Consider the following 23,410-nt stretch of genomic DNA (forward strand, 5'->3'; position numbering starts at 1 on the left):
ACAGGCCCGTCAGGCCTGCATCGTCCAGCCTTCGACGCCCATGGCCGCCTGGCGGAAGGCCTCCGAGCGGGTGGGGTGCGGGTGGCAGGTGCGGGCCACGTCTTCCGAAGCGCCGCCGAACTCCATGGCCACGCAGATCTCGGCGATCATGTCGCCGACGTTCGGGCCCACGGCGTGGGCGCCGAGGATGCGGTCGGTCTTGGCGTCGGCCAGCACCTTCACGAAGCCGTCCGTCTCGTGATTGATCTTGGCGCGGCTGTTGGCCAGGAACGGGAACTTGCCGACCTTGTAGGCGACGCCCGCGGCCTTCAGATCTTCCTCGGTCTTGCCGACCGTGGCGACTTCCGGCTTGGTGTAGATCACGCCCGGGATGATGTCGTAGTTCACGTGGCCGGCCTTGCCCGCGATCAGCTCCATGCAGGCCACGGCCTCGTCCTCGGCCTTGTGGGCCAGCATCGGGCCGCTGGTCACGTCGCCGATGACCCACACGCCCGGCGCGGTCGTCTTGTAGTGGTCGTTGGCGATGACGCCGCGCTTGTCGGGGACGATGCCGACCGTCTCCAGGCCCAGGCCTTGGGTGAACGGGCGACGGCCGATGGCCACCAGCACGTAGTCGGCCTGCAGGGTCTCGGCGTCGCCGCCGGCCACGGGTTCGACCGTCAGCTGGACTTGCTTGTCGCCGGCGGTCGCGCTGGTGACCTTGGAGGCCAGCTTGAACTTGAAGCCCTGCTTGCCCAGGATCTTCTGGAAGGCGTTGGCCACCTCGGTGTCGGTGCCCGGCAGGATGCGGTCCAGGAACTCGACCACGGTCACCTCAGCGCCCAGGCGCTTCCAGACCGAGCCCAGCTCCAGACCGATGACGCCGGCCCCGACCACGATCAGGCTCTTGGGCACGTCGGGCAGGCTGAGCGCGCCGGTCGAGTCGACGATGCGCTTGTTGTCGATGGTCACGCCGGGAAGCGGAGTGGGCTCCGAGCCGGTGGCGATGACGATGTTCTTGGTCTCGAGCACGGTTTCAGTGCCGTCCTCGGCCTTGACCACTACCTTGCCGGGCCCGTCGATGCGGCCCCAGCCCTTGATGTAGTCGACCTTGTTCTTCTTCATCAGGAACTCGACGCCCTTGGTCAGGGCTTCGACGCTCTCGGCCTTCTGGGCCATCATCTGCACCAGGTTCAGCTTGGGCTTGACCTCGATGCCCAGCTTGGCGAACTCGCCGCCGCTGGCCGCCTCAAACATCTCCGAGGCGTGCAGCAGCGCCTTGGACGGCATGCAGCCGACGTTCAGGCAGGTGCCGCCCAGCTTGCCGCGTCCCTCGACGATGGCGGTCTTCAGGCCCAGTTGCCCCGCGCGGATCGCGCCGTTGTAGCCGCCGGGGCCGCCCCCGATGATGACGACGTCGTATTGAGCCATGGTGGGTCTCTTATCTAGGAACACCCCGCCGTCCTGCATGCGTCGGGCGGTGGGGCCGAGGGCGCGCCGGGCGCCGGATAAAGCGAAACCCCCGTCCGCCGGGACGAGGGTTCCGAGCGGACTACAGCTCCAGCAGCAGGCGCTGCGGGTCTTCCAGGGCTTCCTTGACCTTCACGAGGAAGGTCACCGCGCCCTGGCCGTCGACCACGCGGTGGTCGTAGCTCAGCGCCAGGTACATCATCGGGCGCACCTCGATCTTGCCGCCGACCACCATGGCCCGCTCCTTGATCGCGTGCATGCCCAGGATCCCCGATTGCGGCGCGTTGAGGATCGGGGTCGACATCAGCGAGCCGTAGATGCCGCCGTTGGTGATGGTGAAGGTGCCGCCTTGCATGTCCTCGATGGCCAGCTGGCCGTCGCGGGCCTTCTTGCCCAGGGCGCCGATGGCCTTCTCGATCTCGGCCAGGCTCAGGACGTCGGCGTCGCGGACCACCGGAACGACCAGGCCCTTGTCGGTGCCGACGGCCACGCCGATGTCGTAGTGGTTCTTGTAGACGATGTCGGTTCCGTCGATCTCGGCGTTGACGTCCGGCACGGCCTTCAGGGCGGCGACCACGGCCTTGGTGAAGAACGACATAAAGCCCAGCTTCACGCCGTGCTTCTTCTCGAACACGTCCTTGTACGAATTACGCAGGGCCATGACCGCCGTCATGTCGACCTCGTTGAAGGTCGTCAGCATGGCGGCGTTGTTCTGGGCTTCCTTCAGGCGGCGGGCGATCGTCTGACGCAGGCGCGTCATCTTCACCCGCTCCTCGCGCTCGTGGATGGCGCGCGGCGCGGCCGGAGCGGCGACGGGCGCCGGGGCGTTGGCGCGGGCTTCCAGGGCGGCCAGGGCGTCGCCCTTGGTCACCCGGCCGTCCTTGCCGGTGCCGGCGACCTTCGACAGGTCGAGGTTGTTCTCGGCGGCGACACGGGCCGGGGCCGGGCTGACCGGGGCGGCGGCGGCCGGAGCCGGAGCCGCGGCCGCCGGGGCCGGCGCGGGGGTCGGAGCCGGCGCGGGGGCCGGAGCGGCCTTTGGCGCGGGGGCGGCCGGGGCGGCGGTCGCGGCGCCGCCTTCGGTCACCACGCCCAGGACCGTGCCGGGAACCACGGTGGCGCCTTCCTCGGCGTTGATCGAGGCCAGGACGCCGTCGGCCGGGGCCACGACTTCAAGGCTGACCTTGTCGGTTTCCAGCTCGACGAGCAGTTCGTCCTTCTTCACCGCCTCCCCGGCCTTCTTGGTCCAGCGGGCCACCGTCGCTTCGGTGACGGATTCGCCGAGGGCGGGGGTCATGATGTCGGCCATGTGGGGTTCCGATGTCTCTTGTTTGGTCCGGGCGGGTTCGGTTCAGGCTCTGAAGGAAGCGATCAGGCGAAGGCTTCGTTCAGGAAGGTCTCGAGTTCTTTCAGGTGGCGGCTCATCATGCCCGCGGCCGTGGAGGCCGAGGCGGGACGACCCACGTAGCGGGCGCGCTTGGCCTTGACGTCGAGCTTGGCCAGGCTGAGCTCGATCCACGGATCCACGAACGTCCAGCCGCCCATGTTCTTGGGTTCTTCCTGGCACCAGACCAGTTCGGCGTTCTTGAACCGTCCGAGCACGCCCAGCACCGACTTCAGCGGCCAGGGGTAGAACTGCTCCAGGCGCACGATGTAGACGTCGTCGCGGCCAGCCTTGGCCCGCGCGTCGATCAGGTCGTAATAGACCTTGCCCGAGCAGGCGATGACGCGGGTGATCTTGTCGTCGCTCTTCAGCGTGATCCCGCCGACGTCGCAGCCGGCTTCGGCGCCGTCCACCATCACGCGGTGGAAGCTGGAGCCGTCAGCCATGTCCGACAGGTTCGACACCGCCCGCTTGTGGCGCAGCAGGCTCTTGGGCGTCATGACGATCAAGGGCTTGCGGAACTCGCGATGCATCTGGCGACGCAGGGCGTGGAAGTAGTTGGCGGGGGTCGTGCAGTTGACCACCTGCATGTTGTCTTCCGCGCACGACTGCAGGAAGCGCTCCAGGCGCGCCGAGCTGTGCTCGGGGCCCTGGCCTTCGTAGCCGTGAGGCAGCAGCATGGTCAGGCCGCTCATCCGCAGCCACTTGCGCTCGCCCGAGCTGATGAACTGGTCGATGACCACCTGGGCGCCGTTCACGAAGTCGCCGAACTGGCCTTCCCACAGGGTCATGGTGTTCGGGTCGGCCAGCGAGAAGCCGTATTCGAAGCCCAGCACCGCCTCTTCCGACAGGGCCGAGTCGATGACCTCGTAGTGGGCCTGGCCGGGACGGAGGTTGTTGAGCGGCGTGTAGTGCTCTTCGGTCGTCTGGTCGATGATGTCCGAATGGCGCTGGGTGAAGGTGCCGCGCACGCTGTCCTGGCCGGACAGGCGGACAGGGAAGCCCTCGTCGAGCAGGGTGGCGAAGGCCAGGTGCTCGGCCGTGCCCCAGTCGATGCCCTCGCCTTTCTCGATCGCCTCGCGGCGGTTCTCGATCACGCGCTTGACGGTCTTGTGGGCGTTGATCCGGTCGGGGATCGTGGTGATCTGGCGGCCAAGCTCCAGGAGCCTGGTCTTGGCCACGTCGGTCTTGCCCTTGCGCTCTTCGTCGCCGGGCAGGGCCAGGCCCTTCCACTTGCCGTCCAGCCAGTCGGCCTTGTTGGCCTTGTAGCTCTTGCCGGCGTCGAACTCCTGGTCGAGGAAGCTCTCGAACTCGCCGACCCAGCCGTCCACGTCGGCCTGGGTCGCGACGCCCTCGGCCACCAGGCGGCGGCTGTAGAGTTCGCGGGTCGGGGGGTGGTCCTTGATCTTGGCGTACATCAAGGGCTGGGTCATCGTCGGGTCGTCACCTTCGTTGTGACCGAACCGGCGGTAGCAGAACATGTCGATGACCACGTCCTTGCCGAACATCTGGCGATATTCGGTGGCGACCTTGGCCGCGAAGACCACGGCTTCGGGGTCGTCGCCGTTGACGTGGAAGATCGGGGCCTCGACCATCAGCGCCACGTCCGAGGGATAGGGCGAGCTGCGCGAATAGCGCGGGTTGGTCGTGAAGCCGATCTGGTTGTTGACGATGAAGTGGATGGTGCCGCCCGTGCGGTAGCCCTTCAGGCCCGACAGGGTGAAGCACTCGGCCACCACGCCCTGGCCCGCGAAGGCCGCGTCGCCGTGCAGCAGCAGCGGCAGCACGTGGCCGCGGCCGGCGTCGGGCTGTTCGCGCAGGGTGAAGGCCTGCTTGGCGCGGGCCTTGCCGATCACCACCGGATTGACGATTTCCAGGTGCGAGGGGTTGGCGGTCAGCGACAGGTGGACCTTGTTGTCGTCGAACTCGCGGTCCGATGAGGCGCCCATGTGGTACTTGACGTCGCCCGAGCCTTCGATGTCCGAGGGCACCGACGAGCCGCCCTGGAACTCGTGGAAGATCACGTGATACGGCTTGCCCATCACGGCGGCCAGGGTGTTCAAGCGGCCGCGGTGCGGCATGCCGATGACGATTTCCTTCACGCCCAAGGCGCCGCCGCGCTTGATGATCTGCTCCAGCGCCGGAACGGTGGCCTCGCCGCCGTCCAGGCCGAAGCGCTTGGTGCCGGGGAAGCGCTTGTGCAGGAAGCGTTCGAAGCCCTCGGCCTCGATCAGCTTCTTGAGGATGGCGACCTTGCCCTCCTTGGAGAACACGATCTCCTTGTCGCGGCCCTCGATGCGCTCCTGCAGCCAGGCCTTCTCGTTCGGGTCCGAGATGTGCATGTACTGCACGCCGACGTTGTCGCAGTAGGTGCGGCGCAGGATCGACAGGATCTCGCGGATCGTCGAGGTCTCCATGCCGAGCACGAAGTCCAGGAAGATCGGGCGGTCGTAGTCGGCCTCGGAGAAGCCGTAGGTGGCCGGATCCAGTTCGGGGGCCGGTTGCTTGGGCTCCAGGCCCAGCGGGTCGAGATTGGCGGCCAGGTGGCCGCGCATCCGGTAGGCCCGGATCATCATGATGGCGCGCAGGCTGTCCAGCGTGGCGGCGCGGACGGCCTCGGCCGAGGCGCCCGGCGCCTTGCCTTCGATCGCCTTGGTCATCTTGGCTTCGACGGCGGGGGCCACGGTCGGCCACTGGCCGTCGATGGCCGACAGCCACTCGGGACGGATGGCCGGCGCCTGGCGGGGCGTCCAGGCCGGATCCTGCGCGGCGCGCTTGACCTGGTCGGCCTGGTCCGAAAGCGTGGCGAAGAAGGCGCCCCAAGAGGGCTCGACCGATCCGGGGTTCTCCGCCCACCGGGCATAGAGATCTTCCACGAAGGCCGCATTGGCTCCGTAGAGGAACGAGGTCTCGGTCAAGACCTGATTGATGATGCCTGCGTCGTCCGCCATCGTCTTTGCCTTACGATCCTTTTACGCCACCGCTACCTGCGTTGCGTAAATATAGTCTCTCAATCACCGGACGCCCGTAGAACGAACGGGGCCCAGGTGATTTTTTCGGATCGTCGACTGGCGGTCGCAAAAAACCTGGGCCCCGCGCGGGGCGGGGTTTCGGTGTCGTGATTAGCCTTTGAGCACCTCGAGGAGGGTCTCGCCCAGCTTGGCCGGCGACGGCGAGACGCGGATGCCCGCGGCCTCCATCGCCGCGATCTTGTCTTCCGCGCCGCCCTTGCCGCCCGAGATGATCGCGCCGGCGTGGCCCATGTGACGGCCGGGAGGGGCCGTGCGGCCGGCGATGAAGCCGACCATGGGCTTCTTGCGGCCGCGCTTGGCCTCGTCGGCCAGGAACTGGGCGGCTTCTTCCTCGGCCGAGCCGCCGATCTCGCCGATCATCACGATCGACTTGGTGGCTTCGTCGGCCAGGAACAGCTCGAGAATGTCGATGAACTCGGTGCCCTTGACCGGGTCGCCGCCGATGCCAACGGCCGTGGTCTGGCCCAGGCCCGCGTTGGTGGTCTGGAACACCGCTTCATAGGTCAGGGTGCCCGAGCGCGAGACGACGCCGACCGAGCCGTTCGAGAAGATCGAACCCGGCATGATGCCGATCTTGCACTGGTTCGGCGTCAGGACGCCGGGGCAGTTCGGGCCGATCAGGCGCGACTTCGACCCCTGCAGGGCCTTCTTCACGCGCACCATGTCCAGCACCGGGATGCCTTCGGTGATGCAGACGATCAGCGGGATTTCCGCGTCGATGGCTTCCAGGATCGAGTCGGCCGCGAAGGGCGGCGGGACATAGATCACCGAGGCGTCGGCGCCGGTGGCTTCCTTGGCTTCGCCGACCGTGTCGAACACCGGCAGGCCGATGTGGGTCTGGCCGCCTTTGCCGGGGGTTACGCCGCCGACCATCTTGGTGCCGTAGGCGATCGCCTGTTCCGAGTGAAACGTGCCCTGGGCGCCGGTGAAGCCCTGGGTGATGACCTTGGTTTCAGAACCGATGAGGATGGACATGAGAGTTACGCAGCCCCTTTGACAGCGGCGACGATCTTCTCGGCCCCGTCCGACAGGTCGTTGGCGGCGATGACGTTCAGGCCGCTTTCCGAAATGATTTTCTTGCCGAGTTCGACGTTGGTGCCTTCCAGGCGGACGACGAGCGGAACCTGCAGGCCGACTTCCTTGACGGCGGCGATCACGCCTTCCGCGATGATGTCGCAGCGCATGATGCCGCCGAAGATGTTGACCAGGATGCCTTTGACGGCCGGGTCGGCGGTGATGATCTTGAAAGCCGCGGTGACCTTCTCCTTGCTGGCGCCGCCGCCGACGTCGAGGAAGTTGGCCGGCTCGGCGCCGTACAGCTTGATGATGTCCATGGTGGCCATGGCTAGGCCGGCGCCGTTGACCATGCAGCCGATCTCGCCGTCCAGGGCGATATAGGCCAGGTCGTACTTGGAGGCTTCGATTTCCTTGGGATCTTCTTCGCTCTCGTCGCGCAGCGCGCGGATGTCCGGGTGGCGGAACAGCGAGTTGCCGTCGAACGACAGCTTGGCGTCCAGGACCCGCAGGTGCTCGTCCTCGGTGACGATCAGCGGGTTGATCTCCAGCATGGCCATGTCCTTGGCCAGGAACGCCGTATAGAGCTGACCCAGCAGGGTCGCGGCTTCCTTGGCCAGGCCGCCGGTCAGGCCCAGGGCCTTGGCCAGGGCGCGGGCGTGGGTGGGCCACACGCCGGTCGCCGGGTCGATCGAGAAGCTATGGATCTTCTCGGGGGTGGCGTGGGCCACGTCCTCGATGTCCATGCCGCCTTCGGTCGAGGCGACGACCGAGACCATCGAGGTCTCGCGGTCGACCAGCAGGGACAGGTAGAATTCCTTGGCGATCGCCGCGCCTTCCTCGATGTAAAGGCGGTTGACCTGCTTGCCCTTGGGGCCGGTCTGGTGGGTCACCAGCACGCGGCCGAGCATCTCAGCGGCGTTGGTCTTGACGTCTTCCACCGACTTGACGACGCGGACGCCGCCCTTGGCGTCGGGGCCCAAGCCCTCGAACTTGCCCTTGCCGCGGCCGCCGGCGTGGATCTGGGACTTCACGACGAACACCGGTCCGCCCAGCTTTTCAGCGGCGGCGACGGCCTCCTCGACGGTGAAGGCGGGATAGCCGCGCGGAACGGGGGCGCCGAACTCTGCGAGGACGGCTTTGGCTTGGTGTTCGTGGATGTTCATGAGGGACCGGTCTCGACGACGGCTTCTGAAAATTGTGGCCGGGTTATAGGAGCGTGATTTCGCAGGCGCAACCGCGCTTGGACCGATTGTTCGGCTCACGTGAAAAAGTGGGCTGCTCTCGCGCAGACCCGGAACGGGTTGGACTTTTCACATACCGCCGCCTTGCCGGAGCGTAAGCTTCGCGGTTTGCGGCGGCCTTGGTCGGTTTGACTATGTTACCGCTACCTCGCGCCTGGATCGCCCTCGCGATCAGCCGCCCGACTTCGCGGGCGCCGGGGCGGCGGGCGGAGCCGCGGCGGGCGGCTTGGAGCCTGGGCGCGCCACGGCGTACATCTCCCACGCGATCTGACGCAGCAGGGCCATACGATCGCCATCGACCACATAGAGGTCGAAATGGGTCTTTTCCGGCAGGTAGCGGAAGTCGGTCTTGGCCCCCAGCCCCTTCATCACCGCCTCCAGCCGATGGGCCGCGCCGTCCAGATAGAAGGTGTCGGCCGTGCCGACGATCAGATGGACCTTGCCGTCCAGGTCCGGCTTCAGGGCCGGCCAGTTCGTCTTCAACCGCTCGGCGATGTCGTAGTGCTGGCGCCAGTAGGCGGCCACGGCGGGATCGACCGCGCCGGTCGTGCGGTCGAACAATGGCGACGGCCGGCCGTCGGGACCGCGCGGCGAGAACACCCAGTCGAACGAGCGCATCTGGCCGCCATACTCACCCAGCGCCTCCTCCATCAGGGTGGCGTCGCGCGACGAGGCCAGGACCTTGGCGTGGTCACGGGCGATCGGCCAGGTCGAGCCGTCGGGCTTGAAATAGATGTTGGCCCCAGGCGCATAGAGGTCGACGCCGCTGAAGTCGTGGAAGTCGCTCGGGTCGGGCGAGGTCGACCAGGCGCCGCCGAACACCTTCGGGTAGCGCGTCTGCAGCCAAAGCGTGGCCCAACCGCCCGAGGAGTGGCCGTTCAGGAACCGGCCGTTGGCCTTGGCGTCCATGCGCCAGTGCTTTTCCAGGTCCGGGATCAACTCTTCGGTCAGGGCCTTGCCCCAGGGCCCGTTGTTGACCCCGTCGGCGAATTCGTGCGTGCCGGTGGCGCTGCTTTCGTCCAGATAGACCCAGATCATCGCCGGGGCCGCGCCCTTGGCCATGGCGTCGTACATCCGCGAGGCCTGGGCGACCAGGTAGTCGGAGGATCCGCCAAAGCCGTGGGTGTAGTAGGCCGTGGGGTAGCGGGCCTTGCCGACGTCGTAGCCTGGCGGGGTCAGGACCCAGCCCCTCATGACGGTCGGCCGTCCCCAGAAGGCGCCGAGAACCGGGCTGGTGAAGGCGATCGGCGACAGGTGCGGCTTGGCCGCGGCCAGGCGCGCCACCCCGTCCTTGGGCGCGTCGGCCGGCGGGTTGAACGGATCGAAGGCCGGCTCGACGGTCTCCAGGACCAGCTTGGTCCCGGCCGCCAGCGGCAGCTTCAGGGTGACCACCGGGCTGACCACGTCACCCTCGCCCCGGCCGCTGTAATTGTAGCTGTGGTTCTGATCGAGCACGGCCTGGACGACATAGTCGCCCGGCGGCAATTGCGAAAAGGCCTGGGGCGCGGCGATGCCGTCCAGGTCGATGTCGAGGGTCGCGCCAGGCTGCGTCGTTCCGACCTCGCGGGCCGAGACCTGGCCCTTGTCGGCGCCGAAGGCGTCGGGCTCGACGCTCTTGATCGCGCCATCCTTGGCGGCGGCCCTGGCCACGGCGAGGGGCTGGGCGAACACCAGCAGGCGGCCGGAGACCGGGGTCTTGATCTGGGGTCCGAGCTGGACCTGCAGGATCGGATGGGTGTCCGCGGCCTGGGCCAGGGTTCCACTCGCCGCCAGCACTAAGGCCGTCGTGATCGCCGCGCGCATGTCCGCTCCATCGAAGGGTTCGAGGCAAGCTAGGGCATGGGGGCGGAGCGGTGGCAAGCCTTTGGGGGCTGGCGCTCCTTCACATCGCAAGCCGCTCCCGACTCCGCTCCTCCGGCGAAGGCCGGGAAGAGCGGATCCAAAACCAGGCCCTATCCGCCGCCCTTCACCGTGGCCGTGGCGCGCCGCTCCAGCTTGCCCCAGCCCACCCGTCCGCCGCGCGCCGCGGTCAGCACCGACTTGACGACCACGTAGTACATCAGTTGCCGGTAGCCGAAGCGCTGCACGGGCAGATACGGCAGGTCGGCCCAGGGCGCGCGCTTCTCCAGGGCCATCCCCAGGGCGCCGGCCGACAGGTCGACCAGGATGAACGCCGCCCAGTAGAGCAGGCCGCGGATCGTGTCGTCGGGCGACCACTCCACAGGATGGGCGACGGCGCCGTAGAGGCCCGAGACCAGGCTCCAGACCACCGCCAGGTCGACCAGCGGCGCGGCGACGGCCAGCAGGATCTGGAACAGCCAGATCTGCGGCAGGGCCACAAAGCCAAGCGCCGGGGCCTTGGGATTGAAAAGGGCCGCGCGGTGCTTCCAGACGCATTGCAAGGTGCCGAACGACCACCGGAAGCGCTGCTTGAGCAGGCCGCTGACCGTGTCCGGGGCCTCGGTGAAGGCCTGGGCGGCGGGGTCGAAGGCCACCTTCCAGCCGGCGCGCTGGCAGGCGATGGTCAGGTCCTGGTCCTCGGCCAGGGTGTCGGACGGATAGCCGCCCAGCTCGTCCAGCACGCTCTTGCGCCAGGCGCCGACCGCGCCCGGCACCACGGTCACCGCCCCCAGGGCCGCCAGGGCCCGGCGCTCCAGGTTCTGGGCGGTGACATATTCCAGGGCCTGCCAGCGGGTGACGATGTTCAGGCGGTTGCCGACGATGGCGTTGCCGGCCACCGCCCCGATCGTCGGGTCCTGGAACCAGCGCACCAGCCGGCCGATGGTCTTGGGCGGGAACAGGGTGTCGGCGTCCAACGCCACGACATATTCGCCCTTGGCCACGGCCAGGCCGCGGTTGACCGCCCGCGCCTTGCCGCCGTTCTCGAAGCTCAGCAGGGTCACGCGCGGGTCATCGCCATGGGCGCGGCGCACCGCCTCGGCCGTGCCGTCCTTGGAGCCGTCGTCCAGGACCAGGACCTCGATGTTCTTCCACTCCGATTCCAGGATCCGCGACACCGAGGCGGCGATCACCTTCTCCTCGTTGAAGCAGGGGATCAGCACGCTGACCAGCGGTCCGGTCTCGGGATCCAGGTTCTCGGGACTCTGGTGCGTCCAGCGGTGGACCAGGGCCAGGCCGGCCAGGAACACCAGCCGCGCCAGGCCCAGGGCGATGGCGGTGATAAACAGCGTCGTCAGCAGGAACTTGAGGGCGCGGAACAGGCCGAAGCCGACCCGGTCAAGGGCCAGGGCGACGGGATCGCGGTCGCTGACCGGCATCGCCTGGTCGGGGGTCATGCCAGCCAGCTCGCCGATGGTGACCAGGCGATAGCCGCGCGCGCGGATGGCGTCGATCAGGCCCGGCAAGGCGGCGACGGTGCGCGAGCGGTCGCCGCCGGCGTCGTGCAGCAGCACCACCTGCCCCGGCCGGTCGCCGGGATGGTCCAGACGCTCCAGCGTGCGGTCGATGATCGTCTGCGGCGTCGGCTTCTGCCAGTCGTCGGGGTCGATCCGCAGGCCGACGATCAGGTAGCCCAGCTCCTGGGCGATCACCAGCGGGGCCACCTCGTGCGGGGTCGACGGCTCGGCGTCGCCGAAGAACGGCGGCCGGAACAGCCGCATCGAGCGGCCGGTGATGACCTCGAACAGGCGCTGGGTGGCGTTCAGCTCGACGTCGGTCTGGGCGATCGGGGTTTCGCCGATGTTGGGATGGGTCCAGGTGTGGCTGCCCACGTCGTGGCCCTCGGCGACCTCTCGCTTCACCAGGTCGGGCCGGGTCTGCATGTTCTCGCCGATCACGAAGAAGGTGGCGGGGGCCTTCTTCGCCTTCAGGATATCGAGGATCTTCGGCGTCCAGCGCGCATCGGGGCCGTCATCGAAGGTCAGGGCCACCAGGCCCGGCTTCTGGCCGTAGCGCTCGATCACGTAAGAGCTGGGCAGGACGTCGTAGGTCTGGTCCGAGATCAGGCCGGTGTCCGGATCGAACGCAACGCTCCGCTTGCCGGGGGTGGGCAGGTTGGCGACGCGCAGCACCTCGCCGCCGCCGTCGAAATCGACGCTCGTGCCGGCCGGGATGCGGGTCAGGCCGGCGGCCGAGGCCTGGCCGTAGGGCTTGCCCAGCACGCTCCAGACGCCCGGGTCCTCCATGCCCATCCGCCACAGGCCGTAGCCGCGCGGCTTCCAGGCGTCGGTGACCTTGACCTGGTTGAACAGGGTCGTCGCGTCCAGAAACCAGACCTCGTGGCTGTCGCCGCTGTCGTCGACATAGTCGTAGGTCGGGTTCAGGGCGTCGTCGTCCATGTCGATGGTCGCGCCGGCGTCCTGGGCGTTGCGGATCGCCTCGTGGAAGGTGGCCGGCGAGCCCGCCACGGCCTTGCCCGCCTTATTCAGGGTCCAGTCGTAGCCATAGGCGCCCAGGGCCATGACCGTGCGGGCCGGATCCAGCTTGGCGAAGCGCTTGGCCAGTTCGCCCTCGTACCAGTCCTGGCCGGCGTTGGGCCCGGGATCGCCGCCGCCGTAGTGCTGGTCGTAGGCCATCAGCACCAGGGTGTCGGACGCGTCCTGTAGCGCCTTCAGCGGCCAGCCCTGGCCGTCGAACGGCGCTGTGACCCAGACCTCGCGGCCCTGCGGCTTGAAGGCCACGCGCGCCTCCGCCAGCAGCTTGGGATAGTTGGCTAGGCCCGCGGGCGACAGGTTCTCCAGGTCGAAGACATAGCCGCCATAGCCGCGCTTGATCGCCAGGTCGGCCAGGCCGGCGATCAGCTTGGCCCGAGCCTGTGGATTGGCCAGCAGGGCGTCGGCCAGCGGCCCGTTGAAGGCGGCGTTGGCCGAGTTGTGGACCAGGGGCAGCACGGCCGGATGGTTGGGCGCGGCGGCGATCCGGGCCACGCCCTGCGGGTCGTCGTCGATGGCGATGTCGCCGTCGGGGCCCCGCAAGGCCACCCACTGCGGCGAGACCACGTCCAGCTTGTCGATGTTGCGGCGCAGGGACTCGCGGGAATCCTCGTCCCAGCTGACATAGAAACCGACGCTGATCGGCCGCGACTGGGCCGCGCCGCCGCGACCGGCGGTCGGCCTCGGCACCTTGCGCCAGTCGAGGTTCGGCTTCAGCCGGTGCGCCGTCTCCTTGTGCAGCGACGACAGGACGTGCGGGTCCTTCAGCGTCACCGTCGGCAGGCGTGGCGCGAAGGCCAGGGTGGCCAGGAAGGCCGCCACGATCGCGGCCAGGGCCGACAGGGTGATCCCGAGGATCAGTCGCATCCTCCGGTCCCGCCGTCCGGTGGGGTCGTGGAAGATATGCCGGTCGTCGCCGCCCATGATCGCAGTCCCGCGTTCGTCAGCCGGCTCTTGTAACCTGAACGTGTCGGAACAGTGGCGCTTCTTCAGGTGCGGTCAATCGCCCCATCCGGCGCCCCATCCGGCGGTCCGGTCTAATCCACCCAGTCGCGGGCCAGGCGACGCGAGGCCAGGAAGAACAGCAGGGCCGCGACGAGGTAGAAGCCCATGCCGGTATAGATCGACCAACGCAGGGATTCCTGGCCGAACGCCGGCTTCAGCAGGTCCGAGACCAGGCCGAAATAATAGGTGCCGACCGCGATTCCCAGCAGGTTGTTGATCAGCAGGAACAGGGCCGAGGCCGTGGTGCGCATCGGCGCCGGCGCCAGGTGCTGGACGGCGGCGGTGATCGGCCCCAGCCAGGCCAGGTTCAGCCCCGTGGGGATCAGGAAGATGCCGAAGGCCAGGGCCAGGGCCGCGCTTCCGCCCATCTGCCCGCCCAGCCCGGCGACCAGCGACCCGCTGTTCATGGCCAGCAGGAAGCAGGGCACCGAGATCAGGAACGCCACGGCCGGGGTCAGCGGGTAGCCGGCCTTGGACTTCGCGCCCAGCCGGTCGGCCACCGCCCCGCCCAGCCAGATGCCCAGCACGCCGCCGAAGAAGGCGATGCCGGAATAGTACCAGGCGGTCTCGCGCAGGGTCAGGCCCAGGCTGCGCATGAAGAACGACGGCAGCCACAACGCCACGCCATAGCCGCAGACCGAGGACGAGGCGGCCCCGAACGACAGCAGCCAGAAGCTGGGCTTGGCCGCCAGCACCCGGATGACCTGGCTCAGCGGCGCGGCCGGGGCCTGGACGGTCGTGGTGTCGCCCGCCGCCATGTCGGCCCCGCCTCGGCGCGGGTCGCGGACCACTAGGCGGAACACCGGGGCCAGCAGCAGGCCGATCGCGCCCACCGCGATGAACGCCGTCCGCCAGCCGAAATGCACGGCCAGCAGGCCGCCGACCAGCGCTCCGGCCGCCGTGCCCAGCGGAATGCCGAAGGCGTAGGCCGCCAGGGCGCGGGCCCGCTGGGACTTGGGGAAATAGTCGGCCAGCATCGAATAGGCCGGTGCGACTCCGCCCGCCTCGCCGATGCCCACGCCCATCCGCGCCAGGAACAGGGCCGAGAACCCGCCCGCGAAGCCGCACAGGGCGGTGAAGCCGCTCCACAGGGTCAGGGCGGCGGTCATGATCCATACCCGGCTGAAGCGGTCGGCCAACCAGGCGATCGGGATGGCCAGGGTCGTGTAGAGCAGGGCGAAGGCCAGGCCGCTCATCAGCCCGAACTGGCCGTCGGTCAGGCCGAACTCCTCCTTGATCGGCTTGGCCAGGATGCCGAGGATCTGCCGGTCCAGGAAGTTGAGCGTGTAGACCAGGATCAGCATGGCCAACACGACGTAGCGGTAGCGCGCGCCGGGGGTCTGGATCTGCCTGCTTGCGTCGCTCATGGGGTTCCGCCGCGAATCGTGAGGAGGACAGGGAACCCGCGACGGCGTTCAACGGCAAGCCGTCGCCGACCTTTATGCGCGCTTGCGTCGATTTGAGCTCGACAGACCGCAAGGCGCGCAAACGAAAACCGCCCCGGAGCCGGGCTCCGGGGCGGCTTCCTTCGAACGAAGCGGGATTCAGTAGGCCGTGCGCTGCAGCGGCACGATGACGGCCGTCGAGACCAGGATCCAGATGTCCTTCAGGATCGACCAGCTCTCGATGTAGAGGTTGTCGAACCGGATGCGTTGTTCCATGTCGGCGACGGTCTCGGTTTCCCCGCGGAAGCCCTTGACCTGCGACAGGCCCGTGATCCCCGGGCGGGCGCGGAAGCGCTTGTGATAGTCGGCGATGTTGGAGCCGTAATATTCGTCGTGGGCCAGGGCGTGGGGGCGCGGCCCGACCAGCGACATGTCGCCTTTCAGCACATTCAGCAGTTGCGGCAGCTCGTCCAGGCTGGAACGGCGAAGGAACCGCCCCACGCGCGTGACCCGGCTGTCGTTGCGGGTGGCCTGCTTCACGACGTCGCCGTCATCGGCGACCGTCATCGAGCGGAACTTGTAGACGCGGAACGGCACGCCGTTCAGGCCGGTCCGTCTTTGCACGAACAGGACCGGTCCGCGGCTGTCGAGCTTGATCGCCAAGGCGATCAGCAACAGCGTCGGCGCCAGGAAGATCAGCAGGCCGAGCGAACCGGCGAGGTCGAGGAAACGCTTTTGAAGGCTGTAAGCCGGGCCGCTGCGAGGCATGCTCGGCCGCTCCAAACTAGTAATGGCGTACCCCTGTTCCATATCAGACCTCATCCGTCCTTCGTGCCGGGCCGATGGAATAGCGCCCTCGGAGTCGTCCCTAGCAAGGGTCGCGCCAGTCAAGTTTCCAAGCTCAACCATTTCGAACGGCCGCTTGTTCGAGACCTTTGCTGAGATTGTTTCTTGGTCCACACTGAGATCCCCATTAACAATCCAGAAGCCATAAGGGAACACGCGAAAGCTCTTTTTTGCGATCTGGTTGTTCAAGCGACAGCGACGGCATATTTTTTCGCCACAACGCTAGATCGTTTTGACACTCTTTCGGCGCTTCCCGACATGGGTCAGATTCTTGTGACACCAAACTAGTGTCTCGAATTGGGCCATGCAGCCCCGTATTGAAAATTTCATGTCGCTCGCGACCAACGGGAGAAACGGATGGCCGGCGCCGCTCTGATGGCCGCGGAATGGGGCGGCAAGGTCGCCGACGCCTCGAGGGTCTTCAAGCCGTCCGGATCAGGGCCGTTTCCGGTCGCGTTGATCCTGCACGGCTGCGGCGGCAAGACGCCGTTCCTGGAGACCTACGCCCGGGTCGCCGTCGAGGCCGGCTGGGCGGCCGTAGTGGTCGACAGCTTCGCGCCCCGCGGCATCTCGCCCCTGCGCGCCAAGCTGACGGTCTGCACGGGGACGGTGCTGCATGGCCTCAAGCGTTCTGCCGACATCTTCGCGATGCTGGCCTGGCTGGAGGACCAGCCCTGGGCCGACGCCGAGCGCGTGTTCCTCGCCGGCTGGAGCCATGGCGGCTGGTCGATCATGGACGGCTATGCGGTCGGCGCGAACGCGGCCCGCGCCACGGGGATCATCGACGCCGATCCCCTGAAGCTGCGAACGCGGGTCAAGGGCGCGCTGCTGGTCTATCCGTATGCGGCCTATCCGTCCCTGACCTCCAGCCTCGGGTGGACCGGGGCGCTCGACGACGCCACGGGTCCCAAGGTGTTCTCGGTGATTGGCGGCAAGGACCAGGTCGTCGGCTGGAAATATCCGCAACTGGCGCTCGAACGGCTGAGGCGCGACGGCGTGACGGTGGACACGCTCTTCTATCCGGACGCCACCCACGCCTTTGACGACGATCGCGCCAACGACCCGCGCGCCAGGTACCGCCCCGACTTGTTCGCCCGGACGCAGGACTATTTCGCCCAGGCCCTGGTCGTGACGAGCGCTGGCTGAGCGCCCCGAACGCGATCTGACCGAAAGGCCTGATCAGGCGGGAACCGGCGCGGTCGGGCGCTCGCGGCGTAGAGGCATGGAACCGCGATAGGCCAGTCGCCACAGCCATTCGAGCGGCCCCATGGTGAAGCGCGCCATCCACCAGCGCGACCACAGGATCTGCAGCAACCAGATCACCGCCACCGCGCCCGCCAGGAATGGCCGGTCGACCTTGCCGTACAGCCCCGGACCACGACCGCCGTACAGCAGGATCGTCATCAGGATCGACTGGCTCAGGTAATTGGTGAAGGCCATCTGGCCCACCGGCGCCAGCACGGCCGGGATCGCCTTCCAGACCTTGGCCCGGGTCGCCAGCACCATCAGGCCCACATAGCCCAGACTGACCACGGGCGCCGTGGCGCTCTGCAGCCAGCGGGCCATGGCTCGCGGCGCCCAGGGATGGGTCGGCAGCACCATGTAGAGCGTCTCGGCCATGCCGACGATCACCAGGGCGCCCAGGCCCGCGCCGATCAGGCCGCGATAGAGGCCGCTCGAAGCCTTGCCGGTCAGGACCCCCAGCTTGTAGAGCCCCATGCCGATCAGCATCAGCGACAGCACCAGCAAGGGCCAGGTCGGGGGCCACTGGATAAAGGATCCGGACACGTAGTCCCAATAGTCCCTGGCGTTCTGGACGAAGGACTGGGCGAAACTCCCGGCGTACTGGGCGCTGTCGGCATGGACCTGGGCCAGGAACTTGGCCATGGCGGCCGGCGGCGGGTCGCCGCCGCCCTCGGCCGCGTGCTTGAGCACCTTCCAGGCGCCCCAGGCCGAAAGGCCAAGGTGCAGGCCGATGCCCGCCTGCAGCAGGCGCTTGGCCGGCCACGAGCGGACCCACATCGCCAGCAGCCCGACGATCGCATAGGTGTTGAGCACGTCGCCCTGCCAGATGACCAAGCCGTGGAACAGGCCGATCGCCAGCAGGCTGACCAGGCGCAGGACCAGGAGCCTGCGGCGCTCCCCCGCTTCAGGGCCGGCGCCGCCCTCGCCGCCCACCAGCAGGATCGAGGCGCCGAACAGCATGGCGAACATCGAATAGAACTTCTGCTGGAAGAACACCTGGGTGACCCACCAGACCGCGACCGAAGCTGGCGCCATGCCCGGTGGCCAAAGGGTCAGGCTGGTGGCCACCTCGTGAGGTTCGGCCGAGATCGGTATGTTGCACAGCAAGATGCCCAGCACCGCCAGGCCCCGCAGCGAGTCCAGCAGAACGATACGATCCTTGACCATGCAGCCCCCCAAACGCCCGACCTACGCCGACCGTCGGCGATCCTGTACCGCCTCGGCCTTGGAGACAACCCAGAGGTGTCGCGTCGCGGCGCCGGAGCGCTCCAGCGATCCTTCCGAGGCAGGGCTATCGCATATGGCCAAAAAGAGGGGAGATGAACGCGCCTACGAGGCCGTCGCCAGACCCCGCAGCGCCGCGTTGGCGATGGTCAGCTTGGCGAAGGTCCAGCCGCCGCCGGCCTGTTCGATGTCCTCGACCGTGCGCTTGGCGGCGCGGACGGTTTCGGCGCGCAGGGCGGCCCACGAGTTGACCGCCGCCTTGGCCGAGCCCTCGTCGTCGCCGGCCTGGGCGTTGGCGGCGAACTTCAGCACCGCCTGGGTGATCGCCGTCTGCTCGCCGAGCATGTCCTCGATCAGCCGGCGGACAGCCAGACGCTCGAAGGCGTCGCCGCCCACGAACGATCCGGCCGCCGAACGCAGGCGGTCGAAGCCGAAGGCCGCGCCCACCTGGTGATAGAGGCGGGCGACGTTCTGGACAGACCAACTGGAGGCGTTGCCCAGGTCCACCAGGTCGGCGGCCGTGGTCATCGGCTGCAGGGCCGCCACGGCCTGGGCCAGGGCCTCGGGCGCACCATCGGCGACATAGGCCTTGGCCCGCTTGGCCGAGGCCTTCTGCTCGAACGGCGAGAGGATCGTGGTCCCCAGGGCCGACAGCGCCTTGACCGACGGCCCGTAGGCTTCGACCAGCTGGCCGACCGTGGACTTGTCCTTGAACGCCCGGCGGGCCAGCCAGAAGGTCAGGCTGCGCAGGGCGTAGGCCAAGGCCTTGTACAGCGCCAGCTGACCGCTCGCCGAGGCCTTGCCGTCCAGGACCGAGACCTGGTCCCACAGGACGTCGATCCCGAGGATCTCGCGCGCCGCGGCGAAGGCGATCACCAGGGCGGTGGTGTCGCAGGCCGCGGCGGCCCGCAAGCGGCTGGGAAAGGTCGGGCCGCACATGTTGATCATCTGGTTGTCGAGAACCGTGGCGATGATCTCGCGCCTCAGGCGGTGCTGCTGCATGGCGTCGCCGTACGGACCCAAGGCCGGCGGGAAATAGCCCTTCAGCGTCGCCTCGAACCAGGGATCGTCCGGCGCCTGGGAAGCCACGATGTCGTCGAACAGGTCGATCTTGCCATAGGCCAGCAGCACGGCCATTTCCGGCCGGGTCAGGCCCTTGCCGGCCTTGGCGCGCTCGGCCAGGGCCCCCGCCTCCGGCAGGCCCTCGACCTTGCGATCCAGCCGCCCCTTGGCCTCCAGCTCGGCCATGAACCGGGCGTGGGACTCCACCTCTGAGACTGCGTCGCTCTCCATCAGGGACAGGGCCAGGGTCTGGTCGTAATTGTCGGCCAGCACGTGGCCGGCCACGTCGTCGGTCATGGTCGGCAGCAGCCGGTTGCGGGCTTCGCGGTCCAGCTTGCCGCCGCGCTCCAGGATCCCGGTCAGGATCTTGATGTTGACCTCGTGGTCGGAGCTGTCGACGCCGGCCGAGTTGTCGATGGCGTCGGTGTTCAGGCGCCCGCCCAGCTGCGCGAACTCGATGCGGCCCGCCTGGGTCAGGCCCAGATTGGCGCCCTCGCCCACCACCTTGACCCGCAGATCGGCGCCGTTGACGCGGATGGCGTCGTTGGCCTTGTCGCCGGCCTCGGCCTGGCTCTCGCCCTTGGCCTTCACATAGGTGCCGATGCCGCCGAGATAGAGCAGCTCGGCCTTGGACTTGAGGATCGCGGTCAGCAGGTCGGCCGGGGTCACGGTCTCGGCCTTGATCTCGAACAGCGCCCGCGCTTCCGGCGACAGGGCGATGGTCTTCAGCGAGCGCGCGAAGACGCCGCCGCCCTTGGAGATCAGGCTCTTGTCGTAGTCGTCCCACGACGAGCGCGGCAGCCTGAACATCCGCTCGCGTTCGGCCCACGAGGCGGCGGGATCGGGATCGGGGTCGAGAAAGATGTGGCGATGATCGAAGGCGGCCAGCAACTTGGTCTGCTTGGACAGCAGCATGCCATTGCCGAACACGTCGCCGCTCATGTCGCCGACGCCGACCACCGTGAAGGGTTCGGTCTGGATGTCCTTGCCCAACTCGCGGAAGTGGCGCTTGACCGCTTCCCAGGCCCCGCGAGCGGTGATGCCCATAACCTTGTGGTCGTAGCCGACCGAACCGCCGGAGGCGAAGGCGTCGCCCAGCCAGAAGCCGTAATCCTCGGCCACGCCGTTGGCGATGTCGGAGAAGGTGGCCGTGCCCTTGTCGGCGGCGACGACCAGGTAGGGGTCCTCGCCGTCATGGACGAGCACCCCGTCCGGCGGCACGATCCGGTTGTCGGCGTCGATGTTGTCGGTGATGTCCAGCAGCCCCGACAGGAAGGTCTTGTAGGCGCGGATCGCCTCGGCCTGGACGGCGTCGCGGTCGCCGCCGCGCGGCAGGTTCTTCGGGAAGAAGCCGCCCTTGGAGCCGACCGGCACGATCACCGCGTTCTTGACCTGCTGGGCCTTGACCAAGCCCAGCACCTCGGTGCGGAAGTCGTCGCGGCGGTCGCTCCAGCGCAAGCCGCCCCGGGCGACCGGACCGAAGCGCAGGTGCACGCCCTCGACATGCGGGGCCGAGACATAGATCTCGCGATAGGGCTTGGGGGCCGGCAGGTCCTCCAGCTCGCGCGAGGCGATCTTGTAGCTGATATAGGGCTTGGGCTCGCCATCGGGACCGACCTGGAAGAAGTTGGTCCGCTGGATGGCGCCGATCAGGGCGGCGATGCGGCGCAGGACGCGGTCGGCGTCCAGGCTCGCGACCGCCTGCAGGGCCTCGACGATGTCGGCCTCAACCGCCTTGGCCTGTTCCTCGCGAGCGGCCAGGTCGGCGCGCACGGCCGGGTCGAACTTGATGCGGAACAGGTCGAGGATCAGGCGGGTGACGCCGGGATTGTCCGACAGGGCCTGCTCCTGCACGCCCTGGCTGGGATCCAGGCCGGTCTGCTGGCGATAGCGGGCCAGGGCGCGGACCAGGGCGGCCTCGCGCCAGCCGACGCCCAGCTCCAGCACCAGGCGGTTGAAGCCGTCGCTCTCGGCCCGGCCCGTCCAGATGGCGACGAAGGCGGCCTCGAAGGCGGTCTTGATGTCGCCGAACGACAGATGCTCGCCGCGCTCATCGCGCAGGGTGAACTCGTGGACCCAGACCTTAGCGTGGGTGTCGCCGGCCGGCGTCAGCTTGAAGCCGTCCTCGATCAGCGCCTTCAGGCCCATGTGCTCGAGGATCGGCAGGACGTCGGCCAAGGGCGCGGCGGCGCCGGGGCGATAGAGCTTGAAACGGAAGGTCAGCTTGTCGTCGTCGGCCAGGCGGAAGGCGCGGACCCGTACCGCCTCGTCGGCGGCCAGGTCGTCGACCACGGCCAGGTCGGCCAGGGCCTCGGCGGCGTCGTACTGGTCGCGATAGCCGGGCGGGAAGGCGCCCTGCCAGCGGGCCAGGGTCTCGGCCACCCTGCCCGGAGCCCCGCCGTCCCGCACCGCGGCCTCGAAGCGGTCGTCCCAGGTGCGGGCGGTCTCGGCGACGGCGGCTTCCAGCGCCGCCAGGTCCGGATCGCCGTGCTTGCCCGGCGTCACCCCCAGCACATAGTGCACGCGGGCTAGGGGCGCGTCGGAAAAGCTGGGATAGTAGGCGCTGACCCGACCCTCGAAAGCCTCGGCCAGGATCTTGCCGGCCCGCTCGCGCACGCCGCTGTCGTAGCGCTCGCGCGGCACGAACATCAGCACCGAGATGAAGCGGTCGAACGGGTCGCGGCGGGCGAACAGCCGCACGCGGGGCCGGTCGTAGAGGTGCAGCACCCCCATGGCCATCGACAGCAGCTCGTCCTCGGAGATCTGGAACAGCTCGTCGCGCGGCCAGGTCTCCAGGATGTTGCGCAGGCGCTTGCCGCTGTGGCCCTCGGGATCCTTGCCGGCCTCGGTGAGCACGTGCTCGACCTTGCGGCGGATCACCGGCACCTCGTGGGCGGGCGTCTCGTAGGCCTCGGCGGTGAACAGGCCCACGAAGCGAACCTCGCCCGACGGCCTGCCGTCGGGGCCGTACCGGCGCACGCCGACATAGTCCATGTAGCCGCGACGATGGACCTTGGAGCGCAGGTTCGACTTGGCCACCACCAGGGGCGCGCCCAGCAGCAAGTGGTCGCGGACCTGGGGCGACAGGATCGCCGGCTCGCTGCCCCGGCGCAGCACGGTCAGGGTCTGGTCGCGCAGCACGCCCAGGCTGCCCTCGGGCTGGTACAGCGGCTCCTCGGCCGCGTAGCCGCCCTCGGCGGTGCGGGGATAGTCGTAGACCCGCGCGCCCAGGAACACGAAGCGGTCGCCCTCCAGCCAGTCGAGGAAGGCCAGGCCCTCCTCACGCTCGCCTTCGGGGATCGGGGCCGGTGAGGCGCGCAGCTCTTCGATCGAGCGGCGGATCAAGGCCTTCATCGCGTGGAAGTCGTCGACCGCCAGCTGGACGTCGGCCAGGGCCTCGCGGACGGCCCCGACCAGCGCGGCCTCGCGGTCCTCGCCCACCGGGGCCAGATAGACCTGGATCATCGAGCGCCGCCCGGCCCCCTCGCCCAGGTCCGGGGTGTCGATCACCGGGTGGAACATGGCCCGCACCGAGAAGCCCTGCTCGGCGATGGCGCCCATGATGCTGTCGACCAGGAACGGACGGTCAGGCTGAACGATCTCCAGCAAGTCGCTCTTCAGGTCGGTCCCGTCGGCGCGGACAGCCGGACGGACGCGGATCGAGAGCGGCTCCGAAGCGCCTTCGCCGAAGCGCCAGAAGTCGGCCAGGGCATGGGCGACATCGGTGGGATCGAAGCCCGGCAGTTCCTCGGCCGACCAGTCCTCCTGGACCTGGGCCGCGAACTGGGCCTGGGGCCCGGTCACAGTCCCCTGCCCCAAGGCCGCGCCGAAGGCTGAAATCAAACCGTCGGATTGAGCGGCGGCCGCCTTGGGGTCAAGTTTTGCACCGACCATGGGATTTCCTCGCGAATTTTTGGCGACAACCTAGCCTTTTCGGGCCCGGTTTCAACCGTAGCTCGGGAAAAGCACAGAATATCTTACCGAAGGATATCCACCGGCCGCAGACGCGGAAGCGCCGCCGGTTGGGGGAAACCGGCGGCGCGGGCCCGCCCGGGGGGAGGCGGGCGATTCCGCATCGGACGCTCCAGAAAATCGGTCTGCGTCGTGCGGGGTCGGCATGGGGGGGGTGCCG

Annotated in this window: 12 protein-coding genes; 1 reads left to right on the forward strand and 11 read right to left on the reverse strand. The window is 68.4% G+C overall.

Going from position 1 to position 23,410, the window contains the following annotated elements; genetic code table 11:
* Nucleotides 1–9: 9 nt before the first annotated feature.
* From lpdA to J2X41_RS04385, 9 genes are all read right to left on the reverse strand, one after another.
* Entirely contained in the window at nucleotides 10–1,410 is a 1,401-nt protein-coding gene (gene lpdA / locus J2X41_RS04345) for a dihydrolipoyl dehydrogenase (RefSeq protein ID WP_310079912.1), read from the reverse strand.
* A 121-nt stretch (nucleotides 1,411–1,531) separates the two neighbouring features.
* The gene (gene odhB, locus J2X41_RS04350; RefSeq protein WP_310079913.1) at nucleotides 1,532–2,755 is read right to left on the reverse strand and encodes a 2-oxoglutarate dehydrogenase complex dihydrolipoyllysine-residue succinyltransferase; all 1,224 of its coding nucleotides are present in this window, start codon (nucleotides 2,753–2,755) and stop codon (nucleotides 1,532–1,534) included.
* Between the two features lie 62 nt (nucleotides 2,756–2,817).
* Complete coding sequence (locus J2X41_RS04355; RefSeq protein ID WP_310079914.1) at nucleotides 2,818–5,781, reverse strand: 2-oxoglutarate dehydrogenase E1 component; 2,964 nt, start codon at nucleotides 5,779–5,781, stop codon at nucleotides 2,818–2,820.
* 171 nt (nucleotides 5,782–5,952) lie between these two features.
* The gene (sucD, locus tag J2X41_RS04360; protein ID WP_310079915.1) at nucleotides 5,953–6,837 is read right to left on the reverse strand and encodes a succinate--CoA ligase subunit alpha; all 885 of its coding nucleotides are present in this window, start codon (nucleotides 6,835–6,837) and stop codon (nucleotides 5,953–5,955) included.
* Nucleotides 6,838–6,842: 5 nt separating this feature from the next.
* The gene (sucC, locus tag J2X41_RS04365; protein WP_310079916.1) at nucleotides 6,843–8,042 is read right to left on the reverse strand and encodes an ADP-forming succinate--CoA ligase subunit beta; all 1,200 of its coding nucleotides are present in this window, start codon (nucleotides 8,040–8,042) and stop codon (nucleotides 6,843–6,845) included.
* Nucleotides 8,043–8,291: 249 nt separating this feature from the next.
* A complete protein-coding gene (locus J2X41_RS04370) occupies nucleotides 8,292–9,923 on the reverse strand; it encodes an alpha/beta hydrolase-fold protein (protein WP_310079917.1) in 1,632 nt (543 codons plus the stop codon).
* A 149-nt stretch (nucleotides 9,924–10,072) separates the two neighbouring features.
* Nucleotides 10,073–13,378, reverse strand: coding sequence for a glycosyltransferase (locus J2X41_RS04375; protein WP_310079918.1), 3,306 nt, complete (start codon nucleotides 13,376–13,378; stop codon nucleotides 10,073–10,075).
* A 170-nt stretch (nucleotides 13,379–13,548) separates the two neighbouring features.
* Entirely contained in the window at nucleotides 13,549–14,883 is a 1,335-nt protein-coding gene (locus J2X41_RS04380) for an MFS transporter (RefSeq protein ID WP_310079919.1), read from the reverse strand.
* A gap of 177 nt (nucleotides 14,884–15,060) precedes the next feature.
* Nucleotides 15,061–15,810 carry an exopolysaccharide biosynthesis polyprenyl glycosylphosphotransferase gene (locus J2X41_RS04385; protein WP_310080714.1) on the reverse strand — a complete coding sequence of 250 codons (750 nt, stop codon included), beginning with the start codon at nucleotides 15,808–15,810 and terminating at the stop codon, nucleotides 15,061–15,063.
* Between the two features lie 312 nt (nucleotides 15,811–16,122).
* On the opposite strand from J2X41_RS04385, the gene J2X41_RS04390 reads away from it, so the two are divergent.
* Nucleotides 16,123–16,893 carry a dienelactone hydrolase family protein gene (locus J2X41_RS04390; protein WP_404979887.1) on the forward strand — a complete coding sequence of 257 codons (771 nt, stop codon included), beginning with the start codon at nucleotides 16,123–16,125 and terminating at the stop codon, nucleotides 16,891–16,893.
* Between the two features lie 33 nt (nucleotides 16,894–16,926).
* On the opposite strand, the gene J2X41_RS04395 is transcribed toward J2X41_RS04390, so the two are convergent.
* The gene (locus J2X41_RS04395) at nucleotides 16,927–18,159 is read right to left on the reverse strand and encodes a DUF418 domain-containing protein (RefSeq protein ID WP_310079922.1); all 1,233 of its coding nucleotides are present in this window, start codon (nucleotides 18,157–18,159) and stop codon (nucleotides 16,927–16,929) included.
* Between the two features lie 162 nt (nucleotides 18,160–18,321).
* The gene (locus tag J2X41_RS04400) at nucleotides 18,322–23,172 is read right to left on the reverse strand and encodes an NAD-glutamate dehydrogenase (protein WP_310079923.1); all 4,851 of its coding nucleotides are present in this window, start codon (nucleotides 23,170–23,172) and stop codon (nucleotides 18,322–18,324) included.
* Between the last annotated feature and the right edge of the window lie 238 nt (nucleotides 23,173–23,410).

The sequence above is a fragment of the Caulobacter sp. BE254 genome, assembly GCF_031457295.1.
Lineage (GTDB): Bacteria > Pseudomonadota > Alphaproteobacteria > Caulobacterales > Caulobacteraceae > Caulobacter.